This is a genomic window from Micromonospora sp. AKA38 (assembly GCF_027925725.1).
GTDB lineage: Bacteria > Actinomycetota > Actinomycetes > Mycobacteriales > Micromonosporaceae > Micromonospora.
In genome coordinates this window covers 341163-365408 of the sequence record NZ_BNEI01000007.1, presented here as the reverse complement: position 1 = coordinate 365408, position 24246 = coordinate 341163, and the positions used below count along the sequence as shown (strand labels likewise).

25 protein-coding genes are annotated in these 24246 nt (G+C 74.1%); 13 read left to right on the top strand and 12 right to left on the bottom strand.

What is annotated here, in order from left to right; translation table 11 throughout:
• Positions 1–74 precede the first annotated feature (74 nt).
• Positions 75–827 carry an HAD family hydrolase gene (locus TPA0908_RS28960; protein ID WP_281943364.1) on the top strand — a complete coding sequence of 251 codons (753 nt, stop codon included), beginning with the start codon at positions 75–77 and terminating at the stop codon, positions 825–827.
• Positions 824–3196, top strand: coding sequence for a glycoside hydrolase family 65 protein (locus tag TPA0908_RS28955; RefSeq protein ID WP_281943362.1), 2373 nt, complete (start codon positions 824–826; stop codon positions 3194–3196). The genes TPA0908_RS28960 and TPA0908_RS28955 overlap by 4 nt, the downstream gene beginning before the upstream one ends.
• Before the next feature lie 49 nt (positions 3197–3245).
• Here TPA0908_RS28955 and TPA0908_RS28950 read toward each other — a convergent pair whose 3' ends face one another.
• From TPA0908_RS28950 to TPA0908_RS28940, 3 genes are all read right to left on the bottom strand, one after another.
• Positions 3246–3425 (bottom strand): hypothetical protein, encoded by a 180-nt coding sequence (locus TPA0908_RS28950; RefSeq protein WP_281943361.1) that lies wholly within the window; start codon positions 3423–3425, stop codon positions 3246–3248.
• 62 nt (positions 3426–3487) lie between these two features.
• A complete protein-coding gene (trxA, locus tag TPA0908_RS28945; RefSeq protein ID WP_281943359.1) occupies positions 3488–3835 on the bottom strand; it encodes a thioredoxin in 348 nt (115 codons plus the stop codon).
• Entirely contained in the window at positions 3805–4197 is a 393-nt protein-coding gene (locus tag TPA0908_RS28940; RefSeq protein ID WP_281943357.1) for a MerR family transcriptional regulator, read from the bottom strand. Before TPA0908_RS28940 ends, trxA begins: the two co-directional genes overlap by 31 nt.
• A gap of 186 nt (positions 4198–4383) precedes the next feature.
• On the opposite strand from TPA0908_RS28940, the gene TPA0908_RS28935 reads away from it, so the two are divergent.
• A complete protein-coding gene (locus TPA0908_RS28935; RefSeq protein ID WP_374709269.1) occupies positions 4384–5061 on the top strand; it encodes a dienelactone hydrolase family protein in 678 nt (225 codons plus the stop codon).
• Positions 5062–5127: 66 nt separating this feature from the next.
• Here TPA0908_RS28935 and TPA0908_RS28930 read toward each other — a convergent pair whose 3' ends face one another.
• Complete coding sequence (locus TPA0908_RS28930) at positions 5128–6351, bottom strand: AI-2E family transporter (protein WP_281943355.1); 1224 nt, start codon at positions 6349–6351, stop codon at positions 5128–5130.
• Between the two features lie 129 nt (positions 6352–6480).
• On the opposite strand from TPA0908_RS28930, the gene TPA0908_RS28925 reads away from it, so the two are divergent.
• Positions 6481–6663, top strand: a complete 183-nt coding sequence (locus tag TPA0908_RS28925; RefSeq protein ID WP_107154798.1) for an antitoxin — start codon at positions 6481–6483, stop codon at positions 6661–6663.
• Positions 6664–6765: 102 nt separating this feature from the next.
• Here TPA0908_RS28925 and TPA0908_RS28920 read toward each other — a convergent pair whose 3' ends face one another.
• Complete coding sequence (locus tag TPA0908_RS28920) at positions 6766–7179, bottom strand: pyridoxamine 5'-phosphate oxidase family protein (protein ID WP_281943353.1); 414 nt, start codon at positions 7177–7179, stop codon at positions 6766–6768.
• A gap of 215 nt (positions 7180–7394) precedes the next feature.
• Between TPA0908_RS28920 and TPA0908_RS28915 the strand changes: the two genes are divergently transcribed.
• Complete coding sequence (locus tag TPA0908_RS28915) at positions 7395–9182, top strand: trypsin-like serine protease (protein ID WP_281943352.1); 1788 nt, start codon at positions 7395–7397, stop codon at positions 9180–9182.
• A gap of 56 nt (positions 9183–9238) precedes the next feature.
• Here TPA0908_RS28915 and TPA0908_RS28910 read toward each other — a convergent pair whose 3' ends face one another.
• The 3 genes from TPA0908_RS28910 to TPA0908_RS28900 all read right to left on the bottom strand — a co-directional run bounded on the left by TPA0908_RS28910 (position 9239) and on the right by TPA0908_RS28900 (position 10992).
• Positions 9239–9574 (bottom strand): YkvA family protein, encoded by a 336-nt coding sequence (locus TPA0908_RS28910; protein ID WP_281943351.1) that lies wholly within the window; start codon positions 9572–9574, stop codon positions 9239–9241.
• Positions 9575–9618: 44 nt separating this feature from the next.
• Entirely contained in the window at positions 9619–10455 is an 837-nt protein-coding gene (locus TPA0908_RS28905) for a hypothetical protein (protein ID WP_281943350.1), read from the bottom strand.
• A gap of 144 nt (positions 10456–10599) precedes the next feature.
• Positions 10600–10992, bottom strand: coding sequence for a hypothetical protein (locus TPA0908_RS28900; RefSeq protein ID WP_281943349.1), 393 nt, complete (start codon positions 10990–10992; stop codon positions 10600–10602).
• A 208-nt stretch (positions 10993–11200) separates the two neighbouring features.
• Here TPA0908_RS28900 and TPA0908_RS28895 point away from each other — a divergent pair, with 208 nt between their 5' ends.
• On the top strand, positions 11201–11803 hold the full coding sequence (locus TPA0908_RS28895; protein ID WP_281943348.1) for a lipocalin family protein: 603 nt from the start codon (positions 11201–11203) through the stop codon (positions 11801–11803).
• 88 nt (positions 11804–11891) lie between these two features.
• On the opposite strand, the gene TPA0908_RS28890 is transcribed toward TPA0908_RS28895, so the two are convergent.
• From TPA0908_RS28890 to eccB, 3 genes are all read right to left on the bottom strand, one after another.
• Positions 11892–13151 (bottom strand): WXG100 family type VII secretion target, encoded by a 1260-nt coding sequence (locus tag TPA0908_RS28890; RefSeq protein WP_281943346.1) that lies wholly within the window; start codon positions 13149–13151, stop codon positions 11892–11894.
• Entirely contained in the window at positions 13144–13515 is a 372-nt protein-coding gene (locus TPA0908_RS28885; protein ID WP_281943344.1) for a hypothetical protein, read from the bottom strand. The genes TPA0908_RS28890 and TPA0908_RS28885 overlap by 8 nt, the downstream gene beginning before the upstream one ends.
• A 104-nt stretch (positions 13516–13619) precedes the next feature.
• Positions 13620–15098 carry a type VII secretion protein EccB gene (gene eccB, locus TPA0908_RS28880; protein WP_281943342.1) on the bottom strand — a complete coding sequence of 493 codons (1479 nt, stop codon included), beginning with the start codon at positions 15096–15098 and terminating at the stop codon, positions 13620–13622.
• A 160-nt stretch (positions 15099–15258) separates the two neighbouring features.
• Here eccB and TPA0908_RS28875 point away from each other — a divergent pair, with 160 nt between their 5' ends.
• Entirely contained in the window at positions 15259–16428 is a 1170-nt protein-coding gene (locus TPA0908_RS28875; RefSeq protein ID WP_281943340.1) for a type VII secretion protein EccE, read from the top strand.
• Here the strand turns inward: TPA0908_RS28875 and eccD are convergent.
• On the bottom strand, positions 16412–17809 hold the full coding sequence (gene eccD / locus TPA0908_RS28870) for a type VII secretion integral membrane protein EccD (protein ID WP_281943338.1): 1398 nt from the start codon (positions 17807–17809) through the stop codon (positions 16412–16414). The genes TPA0908_RS28875 and eccD overlap by 17 nt on opposite strands.
• A gap of 155 nt (positions 17810–17964) precedes the next feature.
• On the opposite strand from eccD, the gene eccCa reads away from it, so the two are divergent.
• The 6 genes from eccCa (at position 17965) to TPA0908_RS28840 (ending at position 24245) form a co-directional block, all read left to right on the top strand.
• Entirely contained in the window at positions 17965–21930 is a 3966-nt protein-coding gene (gene eccCa / locus TPA0908_RS28865; protein WP_281943336.1) for a type VII secretion protein EccCa, read from the top strand.
• 69 nt (positions 21931–21999) lie between these two features.
• Complete coding sequence (locus tag TPA0908_RS28860) at positions 22000–22410, top strand: YbaB/EbfC family nucleoid-associated protein (protein WP_281943334.1); 411 nt, start codon at positions 22000–22002, stop codon at positions 22408–22410.
• 13 nt (positions 22411–22423) lie between these two features.
• The gene (locus tag TPA0908_RS28855; RefSeq protein ID WP_281943332.1) at positions 22424–22717 is read left to right on the top strand and encodes a hypothetical protein; all 294 of its coding nucleotides are present in this window, start codon (positions 22424–22426) and stop codon (positions 22715–22717) included.
• Between the two features lie 31 nt (positions 22718–22748).
• Positions 22749–23477 carry a hypothetical protein gene (locus tag TPA0908_RS28850; RefSeq protein WP_281943330.1) on the top strand — a complete coding sequence of 243 codons (729 nt, stop codon included), beginning with the start codon at positions 22749–22751 and terminating at the stop codon, positions 23475–23477.
• Positions 23474–23761 (top strand): hypothetical protein, encoded by a 288-nt coding sequence (locus TPA0908_RS28845; protein WP_281943327.1) that lies wholly within the window; start codon positions 23474–23476, stop codon positions 23759–23761. The genes TPA0908_RS28850 and TPA0908_RS28845 overlap by 4 nt, the downstream gene beginning before the upstream one ends.
• A gap of 175 nt (positions 23762–23936) precedes the next feature.
• Positions 23937–24245 carry a WXG100 family type VII secretion target gene (locus TPA0908_RS28840; RefSeq protein ID WP_107154813.1) on the top strand — a complete coding sequence of 103 codons (309 nt, stop codon included), beginning with the start codon at positions 23937–23939 and terminating at the stop codon, positions 24243–24245.
• The last annotated feature ends 1 nt before the right edge of the window (position 24246 follow it).

Sequence of the window (24246 nt, the reverse complement as noted above, 5' to 3'; positions counted from 1 at the left end):
CGCTCGGGCCTGCGCCCGAACCGCTGAGACGCGAAGCGGGTTTGCCCGGTGAGCCGCCTGGATAGATTCAGGCAATGCTGGGCCTACCCGCGCACGTGACCGCGTGTCTCTTCGATCTGGACGGGGTGCTGACGCAGACCGCCAAGGTGCACAACGCCGCCTGGGCCGAGACGTTCGACGCGCTCCTGCGACGCCGGTCCGCCGAGACCGGCGAGCCGTTCCGCCCGTTCGACCCCGGACCGGACTACAACCGGTACGTGGACGGAAAACCGCGCGCCGACGGGGTGCGATCATTCCTGGCCTCCCGTGGCATCACGCTGCCCGACGGCACCCCCGACGACCCGCCGGACGCGGACACCGTCAACGGCGTCGGCAACCGCAAGAACGTCGTCCTGCTCCAGCGCATCGCGCACGACGGCGTCGAGGTCTACGACGGCTCGGTGCGCTACCTGGAGGCCGCCACCGCGGCCGGGCTGCGCCGGGCGGTCGTCTCGGCCAGCGCCAACTGCGAGGCCGTGGTGCACGCCGCCGGGCTGGACCGGTGGCTGGAGGCACGGGTCGACGGCGTGGTCGCCCGGCAGCGCGGGTTGCAGGGCAAACCGCACCCGGACACGTTCCTGGAAGGCGCGCGGCTGCTCGGCGTCGAGCCGGCGCAGGCCGCCGTCTTCGAGGACGCGCTCGCCGGGGTGGCCGCCGGACGGGCCGGCGGCTTCGGGTACGTGATCGGCGTGGACCGGGTCGGCCAGGCCGACGAGCTGCGCGCGCACGGCGCCGACGTGGTCGTCACCGACCTCGCCGAGCTGCTGACCACGGAGTCGGCCCGGTGATCCGGGAACGGTCGTACCCGGTCGAGCCCTGGCACGTCCGCGAGGTCCGCCTCGACATGGACGTGCTGGCCCAGTCCGAGTCCGTGCTCGCGCTCTCCAACGGCCACATCGGGCTGCGCGGCAACCTCGACGAGGGCGAACCGCACGGCCTGCCCGGCACGTACCTGAACTCGTTCTACGAGTTGCGTCCGCTGCCGTACGCGGAGGCCGGCTTCGGCTTCCCCGAGTCGGGGCAGACCATCGTCAACGTCACCAACGGCAAGCTGATCCGGCTGCTCGTCGACGACGAACCGCTCGACGTCCGCTACGGCGAGCTGATCGACCACGAGCGGGTGCTCGACCTGCGCGCCGGCACGCTCCAGCGGGAGGTGCACTGGCGGTCCCCGGCCGGTCGCGAGGTCAAGGTCCGCAGCACCCGGCTGGTGTCGTTCACCCACCGCTCGGTCGCGATGATCAACTATGAGGTGGAGGCGGTCGACGGGCCGCTGCGGCTGATCCTCCAGTCCGAACTGGTGGCGAACGAGTCACTGCCGCCGCAGAGCCGCGACCCCCGGGTGGCCGCCGTGCTGGAGTCGCCGTTGCAGGCGGAGGAGGAGCTGACCACCGACGACGGCGGCCTGCTCATCCACCGCACCAAGGTCAGCGGCCTGCGGGTCGCCGCCGCCATGGGCCACGACGTGCACGGCCCGGAACGCACCACCATCGAGTCCGAGGGGTACGAGGACTGGGTCCGCACCACCATCGGCTGCGTGCTCAAGCCCGGCGAGAAGCTGCGGGTGGTCAAGTACCTCACGTACGGCTGGTCGAGTCGCCGGTCCCTGCCGGCGCTGCGCGACCAGGTCGGCGCCGCGCTGTCCTCCGCCCGCCTCGACGGCTGGGACGGGCTGCGCCGCGCGCAACGCGAATACCTCGACGCGTTCTGGGACGCCGCCGACGTGCGCGTCGAGGGCGACCCGGAGGTCCAGCAGGCGGTCCGCTTCGGTCTCTTCCACGTGCTCCAGGCCGGTGCCCGCGCGGAACGGCGACCCATCTCGGCCAAGGGCCTCACCGGCCCCGGGTACGACGGCCACGCGTTCTGGGACACCGAGATGTTCGTGCTGCCGGTGCTCACCTACACCCAGCCGGGCGCGGTGCGGGACGCGTTGCAGTGGCGCTACGACACGATGGCCCAGGCGCAGGAGCGGGCCCGCACGTTGAACCTCGAAGGCGCGGCGTTCCCGTGGCGCACCATCGAGGGGCCGGAGTCGTCGGCGTACTGGCCGGCCGGGACCGCCGCGTTCCACATCGCCGCCGACGTCGCCGACGCGCTGCGCCGCTACGTGCTGGTCACCGGCGACGAGGCGCTGGAGCGGGAGATCGGGCTGGAACTGCTGGTCGAGACCGCCCGGTTGTGGCGCTCGCTCGGCCACCACGACCGCGCCGGCCGGTTCCACATCGACGGGGTGACCGGCCCGGACGAGTACACCGCGGTGAAGAACGACAACGTCTACACCAACCTGATGGCGCAGCGGAACCTGCTCACCGCCGCCGACTGCGCGATGCGCCACCGCGACCAGGCGCTCGACCTCGGCGTCACCGAGGAGGAGGCGGCCGCCTGGCGGGACGCCGCGAACGACATGCACGTCCCGTACGACGCGGAGACCGCAGTACACCAGCAGGTGGAGGGCTTCACCCGGCTGCAGGAGTGGGACTTCGAGCACACGCCGCCGGAGAAGTACCCGCTGCTGCTGCACTATCCGTACTTCGACCTGTACCGCAAGCAGGTGGTGAAGCAGGCCGACCTGGTGCTGGCCATGCACTGGCGGGGCGACGCGTTCAGCGCCGCCGAGAAGCGGCGCAACTTCACCTACTACGAGCGCCGCACGGTCCGGGACTCGTCGCTCAGCGCCTGCACGCAGGCGGTGCTGGCGGCCGAGGTGGGCTTCCCCGAGCTGGCCCACCGCTACCTGCGCGAGGCCGCGCTGATGGACCTGCACGACCTGAACGAGAACACCCGCGACGGGGTGCACATGGCGTCGCTGGCCGGCGCCTGGATCGCGCTGGTCGCCGGCTTCGGCGGGCTGCGCGACCACGACGGGACGCTGTCCTTCGCGCCCCGGCTCTCCAGCCGGCTGAGCCGCCTGGAGTTCTCGTTGCAGTGGCGGTCGATGCGGCTGCGGGTCGACGTCCGGCCGCACCAGACCACGTACTCGCTGCGCAACGGCGGCCCGGACACGGTGCTGGACCTGCTGCACCACGGCGAGCCGCTGCGGGTCACCTCCGCCCGGCCGGTCACCGTGCCGGTGCCGGCGGCGCACCCGGCCGGACCGCAGCCGGAGCAGCCGCCGGGTCGGGCGCCGCTGATGCACCTGCCGGAGCACGCCGGCTGAGGCCGCGCGGTCCCGCCCCCGGAGGGCGGGACCGCGCTGTCCGCGTACCTCAGAACTGGCGGCCGTTCGACGGACGCCCGCCGGCGTCGCGCGGCGCGACCGCCCGCGGGTCCTCGGGGGTACGCGCCGACGCGGCCTGGTCGGCCCACTCCGGCGAGCCCTCCAGCTCCTGTTCGCGACGCTTCTGGTCGGTGAGTTCCTGGTCTCGCTCCCGGTCCTGTTTCGCCATCGGAGATCCTCGCGATCGGTCGGGGTCCGTGGTCACGCCGCGCGTTCCCGCCCGGGCGGGGCTCAACCGTCCAGGTGGCGGGCGAAGCTCTGGCGGAGGTGGTTCTTCGGCCGGGAACCGACGATCGAGCCGACCACCACGCCGTCGCGGAAGACCAGCATGGTCGGCGCGGACATCACCCGGTGGGCCCGCGCGGCGGCCGGGTTCTCGTCGATGTTCAGGGTGACGAAGCGCAGCGCGTCGCCGAACTCCTCGGCCAACTCGGCCAGGTGCGTCGAGACCACCCGGCAGGGCGGGCACCACTCGGCCCAGAAGTCGACCACCACCGGTCGGTCGGCGGCCAGCACCGTCGCCGCGAACGTGGCGTCGGTGACCGCGGTCAGTCGGCCGGTCTGCGTGTCCTGAGGCATGTTTCCTCCCGGTGGGCGATCGCGTGGGCGAGTTGGTCGTGCAGGCGGCGGCGGACCGCGCCGAGCCGGTCGAGGTAGTCGTCCACCTCGGCGAGCTTGCGTCGCAGCACCGCCACCGAGTCCGGGCAGACGTCGCCGGAGTCGTGCCCGGCGCGCAGGCAGGCGACGAACGGGCGGATGTCGTCCAACCCGAAGCCGATCGCCAGCAGGGACCGGATCTCGTGCACGACACGCAGCTCCGCCTCGTCGTACACCCGGTAGCCGTTGGCGGACCGGCGTGGCCGGACCAGCCCCTGGCTCTCGTAGTAGCGCAGCGTGCGGGCGCTCGTACCGGCCCGTTCCGCCAGCTCCCCGATCCGCATCCGTGCCCCCGCCCGCCGTCCGTCCCTCGCCCCGCCGACGCTAAACCTTGCCGCCGACGTCAAGGCAACCCACGCGCCGCTCCTCCTCCCCTCCCGGTTCCCCCGCTCTTCTCGGCGATCATGAAGTTGGCGGGGTGGCGGAGCGCTCTCCCGGCCGCCACCTTCATGATCGCCGGGAGGCGGGGTATGCCGGGGACGGGGGTGAGGGGTGTGCGTGAGGTTTCGGTGCCGGTGGTGGAGGGTGGGCTCACGGGGGACGTCTCCGTCCCGTCCGGGGCCGGCGGGGTGGTGCTGTTCGCCCACGGGAGCGGCAGTTCCCGGCACAGCCCGCGCAACGTGGCGGTGGGCCGGGCGCTCAACGCGCGCGGACTGGCCACCGTGCTCGTCGACCTGTTGACGGTCGACGAGGAGGCCCGGGACGAGGTCACCGCCGAGCTGCGCTTCGACATCGGGATGCTCGCCGAACGGCTGGCCGGCATCGTCGACTGGATGGGCGCCGACCCGGAGCTGGGACGCCTGCCGTTCGGGCTGTTCGGCGCCAGCACCGGCGCGGCCGCCGCCCTGGTCGCCGCCGCGGCCCGCCCGGACCGGGTGGGCGCGGTGGTCTCCCGGGGCGGCCGGCCGGACCTGGCCGGCAGCTCACTGACCGCGGTACGCGCACCCACGCTGCTGCTCGTCGGCGGCCTGGACGAGCAGGTGATCACGCTCAACGAGCAGGCGCGGGACGAGCTGGGCGAGGTGGCGGAGCTGCGGATCGTGCCGGGCGCCACCCACCTCTTCGAGGAGCCCGGCACGTTGGAGCAGGTGGCCGACCAGGCCGGCGCCTGGTTCGTCGCCCACCTGCGCCAGCCGCATCCGGCCTGAGCCGAGCGACGCCCGGGGCTGCCGGCGTCGTCGGGTCAGCCGGTGGCGTGGGCCGGGCCGGCCGGGTCAGCCGGTGACGTCCACGCCGGCCGCTCGCGCGGTCCCGCCGGACCGGTGCCGCTGCACGGTGTCGAGCACCCGCCAGAGCACCGCGGCGATCGGCACCGAGACGAACGCGCCGGCGACGCCGGCGACGAGCGTGCCGGCGGTGACCACCACCAGGATGACCGCCGGGTGCAGTTGCACCTGCCGACGCATCACGAGCGGCTCCAGCAGGTTGCCCTCGATCTGCTGCACCGCGATCACCGCCGCCAGCGTCAGCAGGGCGGTGGTCGGGCCGTTCGCGGCCAGCGCGACGAGCACGGCCACCGCGCCGGCCACGGTGGCGCCGATGATCGGCACGAACCCGCCGAGGAACGTGATCAGGGCGAGCGGCAGCGCGAGCGGAACGCGCAGCACGACCAGCGCCAGCCCGATGCCGATGGCGTCGATCGCCGCGATGATCATCGTGCCCCGGCTGTACGCGCCGAGCGTCCGCCAGCCGGCCCGGCCGGCCTCGGCGGTCACGTCGCGACGCGGCCCGGTCAGCCGGCGCAGCACCCAGTGCCACATCGACCGGCCGTCCTTGAGCAGGAAGAAGAGGAGGACCAGGCCGAGCAGCAGCGCGCCGGCCACCTCGGCGACCTTCTGCGCGCCGGCGACCGGGTCGGGGGCGCCGGCGCTGACACCCTGCCGGATCTGCTCGACCAGCTTGTCGAGCTGCTGGTCGCTGACCGGCAGCGTGGACGTGACGAAGTCTCGGCTGCGTTGCAGGCCCTCGTCGAGTTGCTGGCTCAGCTCCCCGAACTGACTGGCGGTGAGGTTCCAGACCAGGACGCCGGCACCGGCCAGCACCCCGAGCAGCAGCAGGACGGTGAGCAGCGCGGCCGGCGCGGCCGGCACCCGGAGCCGGCGCAGCCGCACCAGCACCGGGTCGAGCAGCGCGGTGAGGAACAGCGTGCCGGCCAACGCCACGGCAAGCGGCGCCAGCAGCACCGCGATCTGCCCGAGCAGCCACAGCCCGGCGGCCACCACCAGGAGGCAGAGGCTCCAGGTGACCGCTGTGCGCACCGGCCAGGGCAGCCCCGCCCACGTCTGCCGGGGCCCGACCCGTGCCGGCTCGGCATGGGCCGGCTCGGCATGGGCCGGCTCGACCCGACCCGCGTCGGGATGGGCCGGCCCGGAGCGGGTCGGGTCGAACCGGGCCCCGGCGGGGCGTGCCGGGTCGGGCGTACCAGCGTCGTCGTCCACGTCGCCTCCTCGATCGAGGCCGTTGGTACCCGACCCGGCGGAATCCGACACCCGGCCCGTCATCGCCCGCCCGGCGTTTGCCACCCCGGCCCCAGGGAAGGCCTTCAAGGTACCGAAGGGAGATGCGACATGAGTGACTTCATGGACAAGGCCCGAGACTTCGCCGACAAGCACGACAAGCAGGTCGACCAGGGCATCGAGAAGGCCGGCGACATGGCCGACAAGCGCACCGGCGGCAAGTACGACCAGCAGATCGACAAGGGCGTCGACATGGCGCAGCAGCGCACCGGCGAGGGCGACACCGGACGCTGAGCATCCGGACGACGGATCCCGGGCCACCGCGAAACGGGTGCCCGGGATCCGGTGTGTCCGGTGCGTGCGGGACCCGTCGGCGGCGGGAGTCGGGCGGGCCGCTCAGTCGGGCAGGCTGCCCAGCAGGCGGGTCACCGCGATCTCCAGCACCACCCGTTCCGGGTTCGGGCGCGGGGTGCGGTAGCGCTCGGCGTACCGGCGCTCGGCCTCGGCCACCGACGCCGGGTCACGACGCACCACCGCCCGGCCCTCCACGGTCAACCACCAGCGGCCGTCGACCTGGCACACCGCGACCGGCGTGCCCGCCGGGCCCGCGCCCGCCACGTGCCGGGCCTTCGCCGAACCGCCCGAGGTGATCACGCGGGCCAGGCCGGCGTCCGGGTCGAAGGTCACCCCGACCGGTACGACGTGCGGCGTGCCGTCGGCGCGCAACGTGGTCAACGTGGCGAGGTGCCGGTCGGCGAAGAAGCGCGCGACCCGCCCGTCGTGCGGATCCAACCCGTGCCGCCCAGCCATGCCGTCTCCTCACTCGTCCCCGAGCCCGATCATCACATGCCGAACCGGCGGCGCGCCGGACGACGAGACATACGCCATGCCCGATGTCCGGAGCAAGGCTGCCAGGTGTGCTCTTCTTCACGCCTAGGTGGACAGTGGGTGTACCGAACGCTTCATAAGGTGACCCCCGTGTGCCCACCGTCGCGGTGGGCGCCGTTCGAATCGGGGGAACCGTCGTGTCACTGTCGTACCGCCGTGTCGCCGTTCGCGGCGCCGGCCTGCTAGCCATGGTCCTGCTGGCCGGGGCCGCCGCCACACCCGTACAGGCCGTCACCGGCGGTGCCGCCGTGACCGACGGCTCCTACGCCTTCGCCGCCAAGATCTCGATCGGTCCGGCCGACCGCTCGTGCAGCGGCGCGCTCGTCGACCCGTGGTGGGTGCTCACCGCCAAGAGCTGCTTCAGCTTCGACGGCCAGCCCGTCGTCGACGGCAAGCCGGCGCGGCCCACCACGGTCACCGTGGGGCGCTCCGACCTGACCACCTCGACGGGTGCCACGTCGGCGGCCTTCCGGGTCGTGCCGCACCCCGACCGCGACGTCGCGCTGGTGCGGCTGACCCGCCGGGTGGACGTCGCGCCGGTGGCGCTCGGCACCGCGCCGGTCGTGGGCGAGCAGCTCACCGCCGCCGGCTTCGGCCGCACGGCCAGCACCTGGGTGCCGGACCAACTGCACACCGGGCCGTTCGAGGTGCAGAGCGTCGGCGCCGGCACGACCGGCATTCTCGGCACCGGCACGGCCGGCATCTGCCGGGGTGACCTGGGCGGCCCGACCGTCCGCACGACCGGCGGCACGCCCCGGCTGGTCGGCCTGCACCACTCCTCCTGGCAGGGCGGCTGCCTCGCCGAGACGGAGACCCGCCGGGACGCGGTGGACACCCGGGTCGACGACCTCGGCCCGTGGCTCACCGCCACCATGCCGCAGGGGCCGGCCACCGACCAGTACGGCGACATCAACTTCCTCTACGTCTACGCCAACGGCGACATCGCGCCGCAGACGTTCCCGGCCACGTCGACCGGCGGGTTCGGCAGTCCGCTCGGTGTCTGGCGGGGCGGCGCCGGCGCGTACGCCACGGACCGGGTCAAGGTGTTCAACGACGACTTCGACGGTGACGGCGTCGACGACCTCGCGGTCATGTCCACCACCACCGCCAACGCGTTCGCGTTGGACACGTTCGTCACCCGCCCGGACGGCACCCACGGCGCACCGGTCCGCTCCTGGACCTCGCCCAACTTCGGGCACCTGACCAGCATGAAGATGGCGTCGGGCGACATCAACGGCGACGGTCGCGCCGACCTCACCGCCTTCTACGGCTACGCCAGCGGCGACGAGGCGTGGATCAACTGGCTCGCCCGGCCCGACGGCGGGTTCGACGCGCCGATCGAGGCGTGGCGGGCGTCGAACTTCGGTAACTGGGCCAGCACCAGCGTCTTCGCCGGTGACGTGACGGGCGACGGGCGGGCCGACGCCAGCCTCTTCTACGCGTACGCCAACGGCTCGATGGCGGCCATCACCTGGCCGGGGCAGGCGGACGGGAAGTTCGGCGCCGGCTACACCTCGTGGTCCGTCGCGGCGGACAAGGCGCCCGGTGCCCTCTCCACCCTGAAGATCGTCGACGGCGACTTCACCGGTGACGGGCGGGCCGACGTGGCCGCCCTCCAGACCAAGGACAACAAGCTGCGCCTGCTGACCTGGACCGGCAAGCCCGACGGCAACTTCACCGACCCGGTCGAGTCGTGGTCGTCGTCGATCTTCGGGCAGTTCGCCAGCATCAAGCTGGTCGGCGGCGACTACAACGGCGACCGGCGGGACGACCTGGCCGTCCTCTACAAGTACCCGGACAACGGGCTCGGCCTGCACACGTTCACCTCGACGCCGACCGGCGGGTTCAACGTGCCGCTCGCCTCCTGGCGGGTCGGCTCGGGCGTCTACGGCTGGTGGCCGAGCATGCGGATGGACGGCGAGTAGGACCGACCGGACGAGGCCCGGACCGGCGTCCCTCCGCTCTTGTGGAGCGGCGCCGGTCAGGGGCGGCGCGGCGGGGCGGCGGGCAACGAGGTGGCCGGGGCGTCGCGTGTCGCGCGTTGCGCCGCCCGGTGCTTGGCCGCCAGCCGGCCCAGATAGAACAGCGCGCCGGCCAGCACGCCCATGTCGTCCAGGTAGATCGGGTCGGGGAGCAGGTCCACCGGCAGGATCGTGTAGATCAGCGCGCCGTAGAAGGCGACCTTGCCGCCGGCGCCGAGCGCGCCCAGCATGCGACGGGTGCGAACCACCCGGATCGCGAGCAGCACCGCGCCGACCAGCGTCGCGGCCGCGACGACTGCGGCGACGACAACGAGCACCCACGCTTCACGGGACACGACACCACGCTAGCGGAGCCGGGCCGCCGCCGCCGCCCGGATGCTCAGTACGCCGGCACGGCCGCCCGGCCCCGGGCCACCGGCGTCAGCTCCCGGGTGGTCTCCGCGACCTGCGTCGCGGTCGGCAACTCCCGCGTGCTCTCCGGGCCGGCGAAGCCCACGATGGAGAGTGCCGCCTGCGGCTCGACGACCGGGTGCAGCGCCGTGAACGCCTCCTCGCGCAGGCTCCGCGCCGCCGCGGCGGCCGTCTCGGCGGCCCGCCAGGCGGCCTGTTCCCGCTCCGAGGCGGCACGCTGCCGGGCGAGCAGATTGTCCCGTACCAGCCGGCGCAGCAGCAGCTCCTGCTCCACCGGGTGCCGGCTCGGGTCCCAGCCGCGCCCGCCGAGGATGTCGCTGAGCTGCTGCACGCTGATCTCCTTGCGCCACTGGGCGTCCAGCGCCGCCCGGTGCAGCCAGCGCTCCCGGTCCGCGTACTCGGCCGGGGTGCGGGCGGTCCGGGGCAGCGGCAGGGCCGCGGCGGCGGCCAGCCGGCGGACGTCCTCCTCCGCCGCCTGGCAGGCGAGCCACGCCGCTTCGGCCTCGTCCTGGGCGGCCAGCCACTCGGCCCGACGCCGTTCGGCGGTCACCGTCGCGCGGGACGCGGCCACCGACACCTCGTCCGCGTACCGGGCCCGTTCGCGGGCCCGCTCACGGTCCTGCTCGGCCCGGTCGATGCTGCTCGGCCGGGCGGCGTCGCTGATCCGTTCGCCGAACACCGCACGGAACCGGGTGGGGCGGACGACGAGCGCGGCGACCACGACCGCCGCCAGGGCGAGCAGGGCCAGCCAGATCACGGCGGCGGCGGGGACGTCCGGCAGGACGGTGGAGAAGACGGTCTGCATACCAGCACCTCGCGGTGGAACTGTTCACGATCAACGGGTGGGGCCCGGGCATCGGGCGGAGTGCGCGTCGGCGCGCGACGGGGTGCGCGGGTGGGGCGACCTGCGGTGGGTGGGCCGCGCCGGGGCGACCGGAAAGGTGGCCCGTCAGGCGCGCGGCGGCCCGCGGCGGGCGATGGTCGCCCGGCCCGCGTCGTCGGTGACCGGAACCTCGACGGCCGGGATCGGCGCGACGGACGCGTCGTCGAACCGGTCGGCGACGGACGGGCCGGTGGCCGAGTGGGTGACCGCCCACGCCGCAGCGGTGCCCGGCTCGGCGACCGACGTGGTCGACGTGGCCTCGCGACCGGCGTCGACGGTCGACGACACGCGGGTGTCGGTCACCGTGACGACGGCGGGACGCGTCACCGTGGCGGCGTCGGCGGAGGTCGTGGCGATGCCCTGGAGGCCGGCGATCAGCGCCAGAGTGGTCACGGCCGTGCGGGCGATCCGGCGCAGCATCGCCGTCCAGGCGGACGAGGCGAACGCTACGGGCAGCACCCCCTCAACCTATCGGTTGATGCCGGCCCACGCAGCTCGACGATCTTCCCGGTTACGTGAGCCGGCCCACGGATCGGTGTGGACGGACCTTCTTCTTCGCTTCGGAGCAGGTCGACGGATGCATCGACGACGATGAGATTGTCGACAGTTTTCGGCCGGTCGGGCGGGGCACACTGGCGCGGACGACCCCCCACCGCGAGGAGAAACCATGGGTGTACGCCGCACCACCACCGCGCTGGTCGCCGCGCTGACCGCCGCCACCCTCCTGAGCGCCACCCCGGCCCACGCCGCGACCACCTCGGTCGACACCGGTCCGCTGCGACCGGTGGCCGCCGTCGACGTCAACCGGTACGCGGGCGACTGGTACCAGGTCGCCGCCATCCCGCAGTGGTTCGAGATCCAGTGCTTCAAGAACGTCAAGGCCCGGTACGACGTTCAGCCCGACGGGACCGTCGGCGTCCGCAACACCTGCCGGACGATCCTCGGCACCACGAGCACGGTCACCGGCCGGGCCCGGAGCGAGAACCCGCCCGCCGACTCGGCGCTCACCGTCTCCTTCCTCCGGCTCGGCGACCGGTGGATCTACCTGGGTGGCCCCAACTACGTGGTGATCGGGCTGGACCCGGAGTACCGCTGGGCGGTCGTCGGCGACCCCGACCGCAGCAGCGGTTTCGTGCTGTCCCGCCAGCCCGCGCTGGACGCGGCGCAGCTCGCCGACGTGCGGGCCACGCTCACCGACAACGGCTACGACCTCTGCGACTTCCGCACCACCCGGCAGGACGGCGGCGCCCGGGCCGGCGCGTTCTGCTGACGGCCCGGCCCAATTTGGGGGACGCACGCCGCCCCGACGCCGAACGGCGCGGCACCCGCCGGGTGCCGCGCCGTTCAGCCGTGCGAGGTCAGTGGCCGTCGATGACCGGCGGCGGGGCGGCCCTGCCGTCCCCCCAGACCATGTCGTCCTCGGTGAGCCAGGTCAGCCGGCCGTCGGACTCGTCGTCGTCGGAGTTGCCGCGTGCGCCCAGCACCCCGTTGCGGCCGGCCGTAGCGGGCCGTCCGGTGCGACCGGTCGATCTGCCCTCCGTGTCGACGGCCAGGCTCCGGCCGGAGGTGAGCCGGCCGGTGCCGGCCGCCGAGCGGCTCTCCGCGCCGGGCACGCCGCCGAACCGTCCCGTGGCGGCCGCGTTGGCGCTGCCGGCGAGCGAGCCGGTGCTCAGCACGCCGGGACCGCCGAAGAGCCCGCCCCCGCCCGCCGGCACGGTCGGGTGGGCGCCGCCGGGGCCGAAACCCGGGCCGCCGCCGATCGCCGGGCCGCCGGGAACGGTGGTCAACGGGCCGGCGCCGGCCAGCGACGTGCCGCTCGGGTCGACCGTGCCGCCGGTCGGGACCGAGCCCGGGGCGCCCGCGCCGGGGTGGCCGCCCGGGTGGCCGCCGGGTGTGCCGTCGCCCGGCGTGCCGCTGGTCGGGGCCGTGTGGTGCACGCCCGAGGTGGTCGCGGTGCCGTGCGCCCCCGGGCCGAAGCTGCCCAGGCTCGGGCCGGACGACGGAGTCCGGACCGACGGGCCGTCGCGCAGCGTCGGATCCTGCGGAGCGTGGTGGCCGGGCAGCTCGCTCCCGGGCGGCTCCGGCGCGACGACCCGGCCGTACGCCGAGAAGTCGTAACCCTCGGCCAGCTTCGCCACCACCCGCACCATCCGTCGGTGCGCCTTCTCCTGCTCGGCCTCGTCCTGCTGGTGGCCGATGATGCCACCGATCACCGCGCCCGGGCCGCCGCCGAGCAGGAAACCCTTACCGGCGCCGGAGAGCAGCTTGTCGTGGTCGTCGGTCTTCTCCGGGCTCTCCGCCTCGGCCTGGGCGGCGCGCAGGTCGCCGGCCATCATGTCCAGCGCCTGCCGGATGCCGGTCATGCCCTCGGCCAGGTCGCCGGAGTAGCCGGCGACCATGGTGAGCCGGCGCTGGAACTCGCGACTCGCGCCCCCGGTCCAGGTCTTCGCCAGCGCGTCCAGGTCGGCGGTGAGGTCACGGGACAGGTCGTCGAGCGTGCCCTCGAGGGAGGTCCAGCGGGCGCTCAGCGCGTCGATCTGCGCCGGGTCGCCGGCGTTGACGCCCTGGTAGAGCTCCTCGTGGCTGACGTGCTCGTAACGCCGGGTGTATTCAGACACGGGGATCCTCCTTCGGTTGCGTCATCGCCTCGTTCAGGCCGGCGAGGGCGGCCGCGATGTCGGCCGCGGCAGCGGCGTTGCGGGCCTCGGCGGTCCGGTAGTTCTTCATGATCGTCGCGGTGGCCTCGCGGGCGGCCAGGATCGCCCGGCGCAGCCGGTCGACGTGGTCGACGTAGCTCTGGTGCGTCTCGGCGTACCGGCGTGAGTTGTCGGTCGCGTCGACGAACGTGCCCAGCGCGGGGGGCCGGCACTGCATCTCGGTGTTGAGCGTGCGCAACACCGACTCGGCCTCGTGCAGACGCCGTTCGAGCCGCTTGTGGAAATCCTCCAGGGAGAGAACGTCGACTGTGGTGCGCCCGGTCATGGCGGAATCCCCGTTGTCCTCGTCGAGAGCCGGTGGCCGTGCTCAGATTAGTCGAACCGCGTCCACCCGGGTGGCCCCCGGACGCGCCGCTCCACGTCGGTCGGTCAGCCGCCTCCGACCTGGGCCGCCGCACCGTCCGGCGGGGCCGGCACGGGCGTCGCGGCGCGCTCCGGCAGCGCCGTCGCATCGAAGTACGCCATGGCGTCCGCGCGGGCCAGGGTCGGCCCGGTCGGCACCAGCGCCAGCAGCGAGGCGGGCACCGCCACCGGGCTCACGTCGCCGTAGCCGAGGGCGCTCCGCGCGTCCCCGGCGGCGGTGCCGAGCGGGTAGCGGATCCCCTGCGCGGTGATCAGGTAGACCGTGGCGCCGGCCGCCGGCTTGCCGCTCTCCCCGGCGGTGGCCTGCACCAACGCGCCCTTGCCGCCGGGCAGCAGCACGCTTTCGGCGGTGCGGACCGCGTCCCGGGCACCCTGCCGCGCCGGCAGCGCGGTCGCCGCGGTCAGCTCCGGCGGCGGGGCGTCGAAGACCTCCAGCGTGGTGGCCGGCGGCTGGCCGGCCGGACCGGGCCGGTAGGTGGCGCAGAGCACGGTACGGCCGGGGCGCACCTCGTGCAGCGTGGGCATCCGGGCCGGCAGCCCGTCCGCCTCCAGCCGCTGGTCGGTGTAGAGCCGGCCGGCCTCGTCCGGGGTGATGTCGGTGATCCCGCCGCCGCCACCGAGCAGCAGCCGGGCGGTGACCTCGCCGACCGCCGCCAGGCCCTGCCGGGTGAGGACGTAGAACTGGCCGGCGGCCTGGTAGACCTGACCGACCCGGGCCGGCCGGTCGGCCACCGTCAGCCCGCTCGGGCCGCCGTCCCCGCCGATCGTGGGCCTGCGCAGCGCCGGGCCCACCGGCACCGCGTTGAGCAGTTGCGGGCCGACGGTGAGGTTGGCCGCGCCGGCCATCCGCAACGCCACCAGCGCCTGCTCGTCGCCGACCACGCGCAGCCGGGCGCCGCCGGTCAGCAGCCAGCGGGCGTCGCCGGTGCGGACCAGGACGGCCCGGTCGGTGAGCGGGGTGCCGCCGGACAACGGCCGGTCGATCACCAGCCGGGTGGTCGAGCGGCGCCTGTCGTTCGGGTCCGGCACGTCGCAGACCGACCAGGGGAGCCCGACCAGCGACCCACGGTCGGGCAGGTCGTCCGGCGCACCGACGATGCCCACCATCCGGCCGCGCGGCCGGTCCCGGATCGACGCCTGTGACACGGTGCGCACCGTCGCCGACGCGTCGTCGACGACGAGCCGGGCCGAGGCGTAGTTGAGCGTCGGGTGCAGCACCCGGTCGTCACCGAACCAGTAGGTGGCGCCGGTCTCCCGCTCGATCACCACGGTGTTCGGTTCGAGCGGGGCGGAGTTGCTGGTCAGTTGCCCGTACGCGCCCACGCCGCCGAGGACCACCGCCGCGGCGATGACACTGCCGAACACCGCCATGCCGAGCCGGCGCATCGGCAGGTCGTTGGTCTCCGGGTCACCGGAGAGCAGCGCCGAGACGATGCGGCGGGTGACGAAGCGGTACGCCTGCACCTGATCGCGGCGGGTCCGCATGACTAACCTCCGGGCCGGGTGGGCCCGCGACGATCAGGGCCGAACAGCGCCGCGGGCTTCCCTACGATAAGGGGCCGTCGGGCGCGCGCCGGACCCCGTCCGCCGCCCGGTGAACGCATCCGCCGGCAGGTGCCCACATGTCCAGAAGGGACGCTCACCGATGACGCAGCTCCAGGCGCCACCCGGTCGTACGGCGACCGCCCCCGCCCCGGCGGACCGGCCGGTCACGCCGGCGGACAGGCGACGCCGGGGCCGCCTGGGCCCGGTCGTCGTCGGTCAGCTCGTGGTGGCCGAGTGCGCCGCGCTCGCCGTCTGGTTCGCCACCGCCGGCCCGGCCTGGCTGCTCGCCACCGTGGCGCTGCTCGCGCTGCTGTCCGTGGTGGCCGCGTTCGCCCGGCGGGGCGGCCGATGGTGGTACGAGGACCTGATGCTCCGCCGTCGGCTGCGCCGTCGTCGGGACCGGGCCCGGGGCGCGCTGCCGGCCGGTGACCCCCGGTTGGCCGCGCTCGCGCCCGAGCTGACCGTGGTGGAGCTGACCGAGCGCGGCACCCGGCTCGGCATCGGTCAGGACGACCGGGGCTGGTTCGCGGCGGTGGCGCTTACCGGTCGGCCCGGTGCGCCCGCCGGGTCGATCGAGGCGGCGACCGTGGACCGTGCCCTCGCGGTGCTCGCCGACTTCGCCGGCCCGGTCAGCCAGACCCAGGTCGTCTCGCACACCCTGGTCTGGTACCCCGCGCCGGGGGCGGCCCCCGCCGCGCACCGCACCGTGTGGGTGGCGCTGCGGCTGGCCGTGGGTGACGCCCGGGCCGAGACGGTGAGCCGCGGCGGTGGCCTGCGCGGCGTGCACCGGACGGTGGCGGCCGGCGTGGGCCGGCTCGGCAAGGCGTTGCACGCCGCCGGGCTCGGGCACCGTGTGCTGGGTCGCGACGAGCTGCACGCGGCGGTGGTCTCCGGGGCCGGGCTGGACCTGGCGCCGGACTCCCCGGCCGAGACCTGGACCGGCCTGCGCGGGGGCGGCTGGACGCAACGCTGCCTGGCGCTGCGGGTCCGTCCCCACGGCTCGCTGGGCGCGCTTGTGGACGCGGTCACCGCCACCTCCGCGCCCTCGCACACGGTCGCGGCGGTGGTGCTCCCCGGTGGCCGGCGGCTCCCCCCGCTGCTGCGGGTGGCGGCCATGGACGGGCACGCCGAGGCGCTGGTGAAGGCCGTCCGGGAGATGGCCCGACGGGCCGGGGTGCCGGCCCGCCCGCTGGACGGCCAGCACGGTCCCGGCGTCTACGCCACCGCGCCGGTGGGCACCGCGATGGGCACCGTCACGGTCGAAGGTTGACGATCCAGCCGTACGCGCCGCAGACCCAGACGGCCAGCGGCACCAGCGCGACGATCAGCAGGATCTCGACGATGTCCAGGACCCGCCCCCAGACCGGGGAGATCCGCTTGCCGGCCACGGTGAGCCCGTAGACCAGGCTGATCACGGCCACCACGGTCAGCCCGCCGAGGATCAGGCCGAGCCGCACCGGCAGCGAGCCTGCGTCGAAGACCGCCGCGGCGACCAGCCCGAGGCCGACCGTGCCGGCGAGCAGCACCGGGGTGCGTTGGTCGCGGCCGAGGAACGGGCGGGCCCGCAGCAGCGACAGCAGCGCGAGCACCAGGCAGAGCAGGACCGCCGGGAGTCGACCGTCGGCGGCCAGCACCAGCTCACCGCCGAGCACCAGCAGCGCGACGGTCCACAGCAGACCGGTGAGGAACCCGTCGGCCCGCTCGCTGTCGCGCAGCACGGACGGCCCGTCCACCGACTCGGTGTCGGTCTTCAGGTCCTCCGGGCCGGTCGGAATGGACGGCACCGGCAGCCGGGCGAGCCGGTAGGCGAGCATCGGCAGCGCCGGCAGCGCGCCGAACGCCACGGCCGACACCACCGCCGCCGAGGCGGCGGCGTCGATGTCGAAGGCCAGGCTGAGCACCGCGCCGAAGCCGACCGCCGCGCCCACGCCCACCGTGCCGAGGAACCACGGCGTCCGGTCCCCGACGGCGAGCGCGGCGAGCGCGCCGAAGAGCACCACGGCGGTGCCGGCGAGCAGCACGTGCGGGCTGGCCAGCTCGGGCAGCGGCCGGTCCCCGGCGAGCACCAGCAGGCCGCCGACGCCCGCATGGCCGACCCCGACCAGGGCCAGCACCGCGCCGGTGCGGCTGTCGCCGGCCGCCCGGGACAGCACCGCGGCACCGACCAGCAGGGCCACCGCGACCACCAGGGCGGCCACCGCGCCGGGTAGCTGCGGCGGCCCGGCGAGCAGCGCCGCGACCGCGCCGGCGGCCAGCGCCGAGGAGGCGAGCAGCACCGCGTACGCCCGGGTGGTGCCCACCTGCCAGGCGCCGGCCCGTTGGGTGGTGGAGGTGGCGACGGCGTCCACCACGTCGTCGAAGACGATCTCGGGCGCGGTGGCGGCGCGCGGGTTGAAGTAGAGCACCTCGCCGTCGCGGACGTCGAGCTGCGCGGCGGTACGCCCGCCGTCGAGCGGCTGCCCGCCGAGTCGGGACAGGCTCCACCCGCCGTGCCCCACGCCCTCGTCGGCGAGCTCCTCGCCGGCGTAGCGCAGCAGCGTCGGCAGCAGGTCGGCCAGGGGAACGTCGGAGGGCAGGGCCAGGTCCATCCGGGTCCGCGGCGCCACGATGGTGATCCGGCTCAGCCCGCCGGTCGCCGCCTTCGTCGCCACAGTGGCCTCCTCGTGCTCGCCTACGATCCGCCCCGGCCGTCGACGTCGTCCCCACGGGTCCACGACGTCTCCGGGAGATTACCTACGATGGCGGTCGCACAGGTCGCCCACCCGACGCTCGCGGCGGTGGCGGACCTGCGGGGGAGGGGAGAGCCGTGGGTACGGTGGTGTTCCGCCGGCCACCGCGTCAACCGGGGCCGGCCATGCCGCGCGGTGAGGTGCTGCTGGAGTCCCCGCCCGAGCTGCCGGAGCCGCAGGCCAAGGGCATGGGGCAGGTGCTGATGATCCTGCCGATGCTCTGCGGCGTCGGCGCGATGGCCTTCCTCTACGCCGGCCGTGGCGGCGGCATGATGACGTACGTGGCCGGCGGCCTGTTCGGGGTGTCCATGTTGGGCATGGCGATCGGCACGCTCGGCACCGGCGGCAACGACAAGGCCGAGCTGAACGCCCAGCGCCGCGACTACATGCGTTACCTGGCGCAGATGCGCAAGCGCACCCGGCGGGCGGCCGAGCAGCAGCGCGCCGCGATGACCTGGCGGCACCCGGAGCCGGATGCGCTCTGGTCGATCGCCGCCTCCCGCCGGCGGTGGGAGCGGCGGCCCACCGAGGACGACTTCGGCGAGGTGCGCATCGCGCTCGGCCCGCAGCGGCTGGCGGTGGAGATCGTGCCGCCGGAGACCAAGCCGGTGGAGGACCTGGAACCGATGAGCGCGATCGCGTTGCGCCGGTTCGTCCGCGCCCACTCCAGCGTGCCGGAGCTGCCCACCGCGCTGTCGCTGCGGGCGTTCGGCCGGATCGCGTTGCGCGGCGACCGGGAGCCGGTGCTCGACCTGACGCGGGCCGTGCTGGGCCAGTTGGTGACGTTCCACGCCCCGGAGGACCTGCTGGTGGTCGTGGTGGCCGCGCCGGACCGGCAGCCGGTCTGGGACTGGGTCAAGTGGCTGCCGCACGCCCAGCACCCGGGGCGTACGGACGCGGCGGGCGCGCGCCGGCTGGTCTTCGCCGGCCTGGCCGAGGCGGAGTCGGCCCTCGCCCACGAGCTGGGTGGCCGGCCCCGGTTCGCCCCCGAGGCGAAGCCGCTCACCACCGCGCCGCACGTGGTGGTGGTGCTCGACGGCGGCGAGGTGTCGGCGACCTGCGCGCTGACCGGGCCGGGGCTGCTCGGCACCACGGTGGTGGACCTGTCCGGGGCGGTGCCCCGGGACGCCGGCCGCTGGCTGCTCGGCCTGGATGTCGGCGACGGCACCGGGCTCGGCCTGATCGGTGCCGCCAACGCGCCCCGGCTCGGCCGGCCGGACCGGCTGACCCGGCCGGCGGCCGAGGGGTTGGCCCGGCAGCTCGCGCCGTTCCGGCTCTCCCCGCAGCAGGGCGCCAGCACCGACGAGCCGCTGGCCCGCAGCATGGAGCTGCCCGACCTGCTCGGCGTCGGCGACGCGGCCATGGTGGACGTTCGACAGACCTGGCGGCCCCGCAACCACCGGGACCGGCTGCGCATCCCGCTCGGCCTGGGGCCGGACGGCAACGTCGTCGAGCTGGACTTCAAGGAGTCCGCGCACGAGGGCATGGGCCCGCACGGCCTGGTCATCGGCGCGACCGGTTCCGGCAAGAGCGAGCTGCTGCGGACCGTGGTCGGCGCGTTGGCGGTGACGCACTCCTCGGCGGAGCTGAACTTCGTCCTGGTCGACTTCAAGGGCGGCGCGACGTTCGCCTCGCTCGACGCGTTGCCGCACACCAGCGCCGTGATCACCAACCTGTCGGACGAGCTGCCGCTGGTCGACCGCATGCGCGACGCGCTGGCCGGCGAGATGAACCGGCGGCAGGAGGTGCTGCGGGCGGCCGGCAACTACGTGTCCCGCTACGACTACGAGAAGGCGCGGGCGGCCGGCGAGCCGCTGGAGCCGATGCCCAGCCTGCTCATCATCTGCGACGAGTTCTCCGAGCTGCTGGCCGCCAAGCCGGACTTCATCGACCTGTTCGTGATGATCGGCCGGCTCGGCCGGTCGCTCGGCGTGCACCTGCTGCTCGCCTCGCAGCGGCTGGAGGAGGGGAAGCTGCGCGGGCTGGACACGCACCTGTCGTACCGGATCGGCCTGCGGACGTTCTCGGCGGTGGAGAGCCGGATCGTGCTGGGCGTGCCGGACGCGTACGAGCTGCCGAGCGCGCCCGGGCACGGCTATCTCAAGACCGACACGGCCACCATGCTGAGGTTCCGCGCCGCCTACGTCTCCGGCCCGTACCGGGCGCCGGGGCAGGTGCAGCGCTCCACCCGGGCGCAGGTGCAGGGCCGGATCGTGCCGTACGGCGTCGACCACGTGCCGGTGCCGGCGCTGCCGACCGCCGCGGAGACCGCGCCGGAGCCCGAGCAGACCGGCGACGGCAAGACCGTGTCCACGCTGGACGTGCTGATCGGCCAGCTCGCGGGCCGGGGCCGGCCGGCGCACCAGGTCTGGCTGCCGCCGCTGGCCGAGCCGTCCGGGTTGGCCGAGCTGCTGCCGCCGTTGAGCGTGCACCCGACCTTCGGCCTGACCACCGCGGAGTGGCCGGGCCGTGGCCGGCTCGCCGTGCCGGTGGGCGTCGTGGACCGGCCGTACGAGCAGCGCCGCGACCCGATGATGGTCGATCTTGCCGGGGCCGGCGGCAACGTGGTGATCGTCGGCGCCTCGCTCAGTGGCAAGAGCACCATGCTGCGCTCACTGCTGGCCTCCCTGGCGCTCACCCACACGCCGCGCGAGGTGCAGTTCTTCTGCCTCGACTTCGGCGGTGGCGCGCTGCGCAGCCTGGACGCGCTGCCGCACGTCGCGGGCGTGGCCGGCCGGCGCGACGTCGAGGCGGTCCGCCGGACGGTGGCCGAGGTGGTGGCCGTGCTCGACGAGCGGGAGAACCGGTTCACCCAGCACGGCATCGACTCGGTGGTGAGCTACCGCCGACGGCGGGCCGCCGGGGAGTTCGCGGACGACCCGTTCGGGGACGTCTTCCTCGTCGTGGACGGCTGGAACACGCTGCGCCAGGAGTACGAGGAGCTGGAGCAGACCATCACCAACCTGGCCAACCGGGGGCTGGGCTTCGGCGTACACGTGGTGGTCACGGCGGTGCGGTGGGCGGAGATCCGGATCAGCATGCGGGATCTGCTCGGCACCAGGCTGGAGCTGCGGCTGGGGGATCCGGCCGAGTCGGAGATCGACCGGCGGGCCGCGCAGAACGTGCCGGTCGGTGCGCCGGGCCGCGGCCTGACCCGCGACAAGCTGCACTTCCTGACCGCGGTCTCGCGGATCGACGGCAGGCGCGACATCGAGGACCTGACCGAGGCGTCGGTCGCGTTGGCCGGGCACGTGGCGGCGAACTGGCCGGGCCGGCCGGCGCCGAAGGTCCGGCTGCTGCCCCGCAGGCTCACGGTCGGCGAGCTGGCCACGGTGGTCGACCGGGCCGTCCCGGGCATCCCGATCGGGGTGAACGAGTCGGCGTTGGCCCCGGTTCACCTCGATCTGGCGGGCGAGCCGCACCTGACCGTCTTCGGCGACGCCGAGTGCGGCAAGACCAATCTGCTGCGGCTGATCGCCCGGGGGATCGCCGAGCGGTACACGCCGGCGCAGGCGCGGTTGGTCATCGCCGACTACCGGCGTGGCCTGCTGGGCGCGGTCGAGGGTGACCACCTGCTCGACTACGCGCCGTCCAACCAGGTGTTCAGTCAGGGGCTCGGCTCGATCCGCAGCGCCCTGCAGAACCGGCTGCCGGGCCCGGACGTGACGACCGCGCAGCTCCGCGACCGGAGCTGGTGGAAGGGACCGGAGCTGTACATCCTGGTGGACGACTACGACCTGGTCGCCTCCGGCGGCAGTAACCCGCTCAGCGCGCTGCACGAGCTGCTGCCGCAGGCGCGGGACATCGGCCTGCACCTGATCGTCACCCGGCGGGTGGGCGGCGTGGCCCGGGCTCTCTACGAGCCGGTGCTGCAACGCCTGCGCGAGCTGGACTCGCCGGGCCTGCTGATGTCCGGCAGCCGGGAGGAGGGCGCGGTCTTCGGCAACCTGCGGCCCAGCCCGCAGCCGCCGGGCCGGGGCACCCTGGTCCGCCGCCGCGACGGCCAGCAGTTGATCCAGACCGCCTGGACGGAGCCGGCCTGACGGGTCGGACGGCGGACCGTCGGTCGGGTAGCGTCGGCGCGACGTCGCGAGTGTGGAGGGGAGCCCGTGGTGAGCAGCCCGTCGGGTATCGGTGGAGCCGTGGAGAGCCTGTTGCGGCAGGCCCAGGAGCAGCAGCGCCGGCTGGTCGAGCTTCAGCAGCAGCGGGCGGAGCTGCGGGTGGCCGGGGAGAGCCCGGACGGTCTGGTCCGGGTGACTGTCGACGGTGAGATGAAGGTCGGGAACGTCGAGCTGAACGCCCGGGCCATGCGGCTGGACAGCTTCTCGCTGGCGGAGTCGGTCCAGGCGGCCGTCGACGCGGCGTACGCGGCCTTCGCGGAGCGGCAGCAGGAGATGCTGGCCGAGACACTCGGCGACTCCGACCTGGTCCGCCGCGCGCAGGACGGCACGCTGACCCCGGAGGACTGGTTCCGCCAGTTCGGGGTGGACCTGTCGGACCCGACCCGCGGTCTGCGGCGCTGAGCGGGGGCCGACGATGGCGAACACGGTGGACGTCGACGCGATCCGCAAGGCCGGCCGGATGCTCGACGCGCCGGACGGTCCGATCCAGTACCTGCGCAACGTGCAGGCGCTGCTGGCGGACGTGAAGCTGCCGGGCGGTGCGTTGAGCATGTTCGGCCACGGTGCGGTCGAGCGGCACAACGCCTCGGTGGACGGGCACCTCGACAATGTCCGGGCCGGTATCGAGCACCTGCAGCGGGCCGCGGAGCAGCTCGAACAGAGCGCGAAGAACTGGGAGAAGTCGGATCAGCCCTGGGTGGTCAAGTGACCGGCCGGGCCGACCAGGGGGAGGACGCCTGATGCCACCGGAGATCTTCATCGCCAACGCCTCCGGCTCGGTGACCGGCACGGTCTCGGTCGCCGAGACGACCGCGCCGGTCCGGTCGGCGGCGGCGATCGCCCGGGGCAACCTGATGTGGATCGCCGCCTCGGCGGGGCTGATCGGCGCCATCCTCTACCTGGAGATGTTCGACAACCAGCAGGTCAACGAGACGATCAAGAAGTGGGAGGAGGCCGCGCGCCTGCTCGGGCCGGATCAGTTCGGCGCCGCGATGGCGGCGGTCCCGCCGGACGCGAAGGAGTGGGACTTCGACGACCGGGACGCGTTCGACCTCTTCGTCCGCAAGCTCGGCGCGGAGATCGACTCGCTGGCCGACGCGTTCAACACCAACAAGGAGACGCTCACCTCGGCCCGGGACGCCTACAACGACGCGGTCTCCGGTTTCGCCCAGGCGATGATGCCGGTCCTGGTGGCGGTGATCGCCTCGATCGCGCTCCAGTTCTTCCCGGCCACCTCCGCGTCGGCGCAGGCCATCGGCATCGCCGGCCTGACGGCGACCGCCGCCATCCTGGTGATGGTCTTCGGGGACATTGGCGCGCTCCTGCACGCCGTGATGGCCGGGTTCAACACCGACAGCCGGGTGATGTTCGCGGCGGACTCCCGGCCCGGTTGGGCGCCCACCGGCACCGACCCGGGGATCAAGGACATCAAGATCGACTGGGTCAAGGACAGCAAGTTCTACCAGTGACGGGAGCCGACCACGTGGACACGCTGATCACCTGGTTGTTCGTCTACTTCGTGCTCACCATCCCGGGCTTCCTGGTGCTGGCCCTGATCGCCGGGCTGACCCGCTCGCCCCGGCTCCGGCTGGCCGCCGAGGTGGTGGTGCTCAGCGGCTGTGCCGCGCTGCTGGTGGTGGTGGTCGAGGGCGCCTTCGACAAGCCGTTGCTGTGGCTGGCGGCGGCGCTGCTGGTCGCGGTGCTGGTCTTCGGCGTGACGCTGCTGGTCAGGACGCGCCGCGGCCGGCTCTGACCACGACCTGTGCCTCCACTGCGGACGGTCCGCTTCGGATCGGTCGGCAGGGCTGCGCGGTTTGGACCTCGTCCGCTACGGTTCGCTTGATGTGCCGTCGGTGGGGTGGGTTCGCCTTGCCGCGGGGGAAGGCGCGGCGGATCCGCCGCCACAAGATGACGGAAGGGTGTGAAGCATGGCGTTCGAGGTCAGTGCAGCGAGTCTGCACACCGCCGCGAGTGACGTGCGGTCCACGCGCAGCGATGTCGACGGTGAGCTCAAGAAGCTGTGGAACGTGGTCGACGACCTGGCCATGGCCTGGAAGGGGCAGGCTTCCACGGGCTTCCAGGGCCTGATGACCCGCTGGACCGAGGACACGAACAAGCTGCTCACCGCGATGGACAACATCGCTGACCTGCTCGACAAGTCCGGCACGACGCACCAGGTCAACGACGAGGAGCAGCAGCAGATGCTGGACAAGTTCCACGCTGCGCTCAACCCGTGAT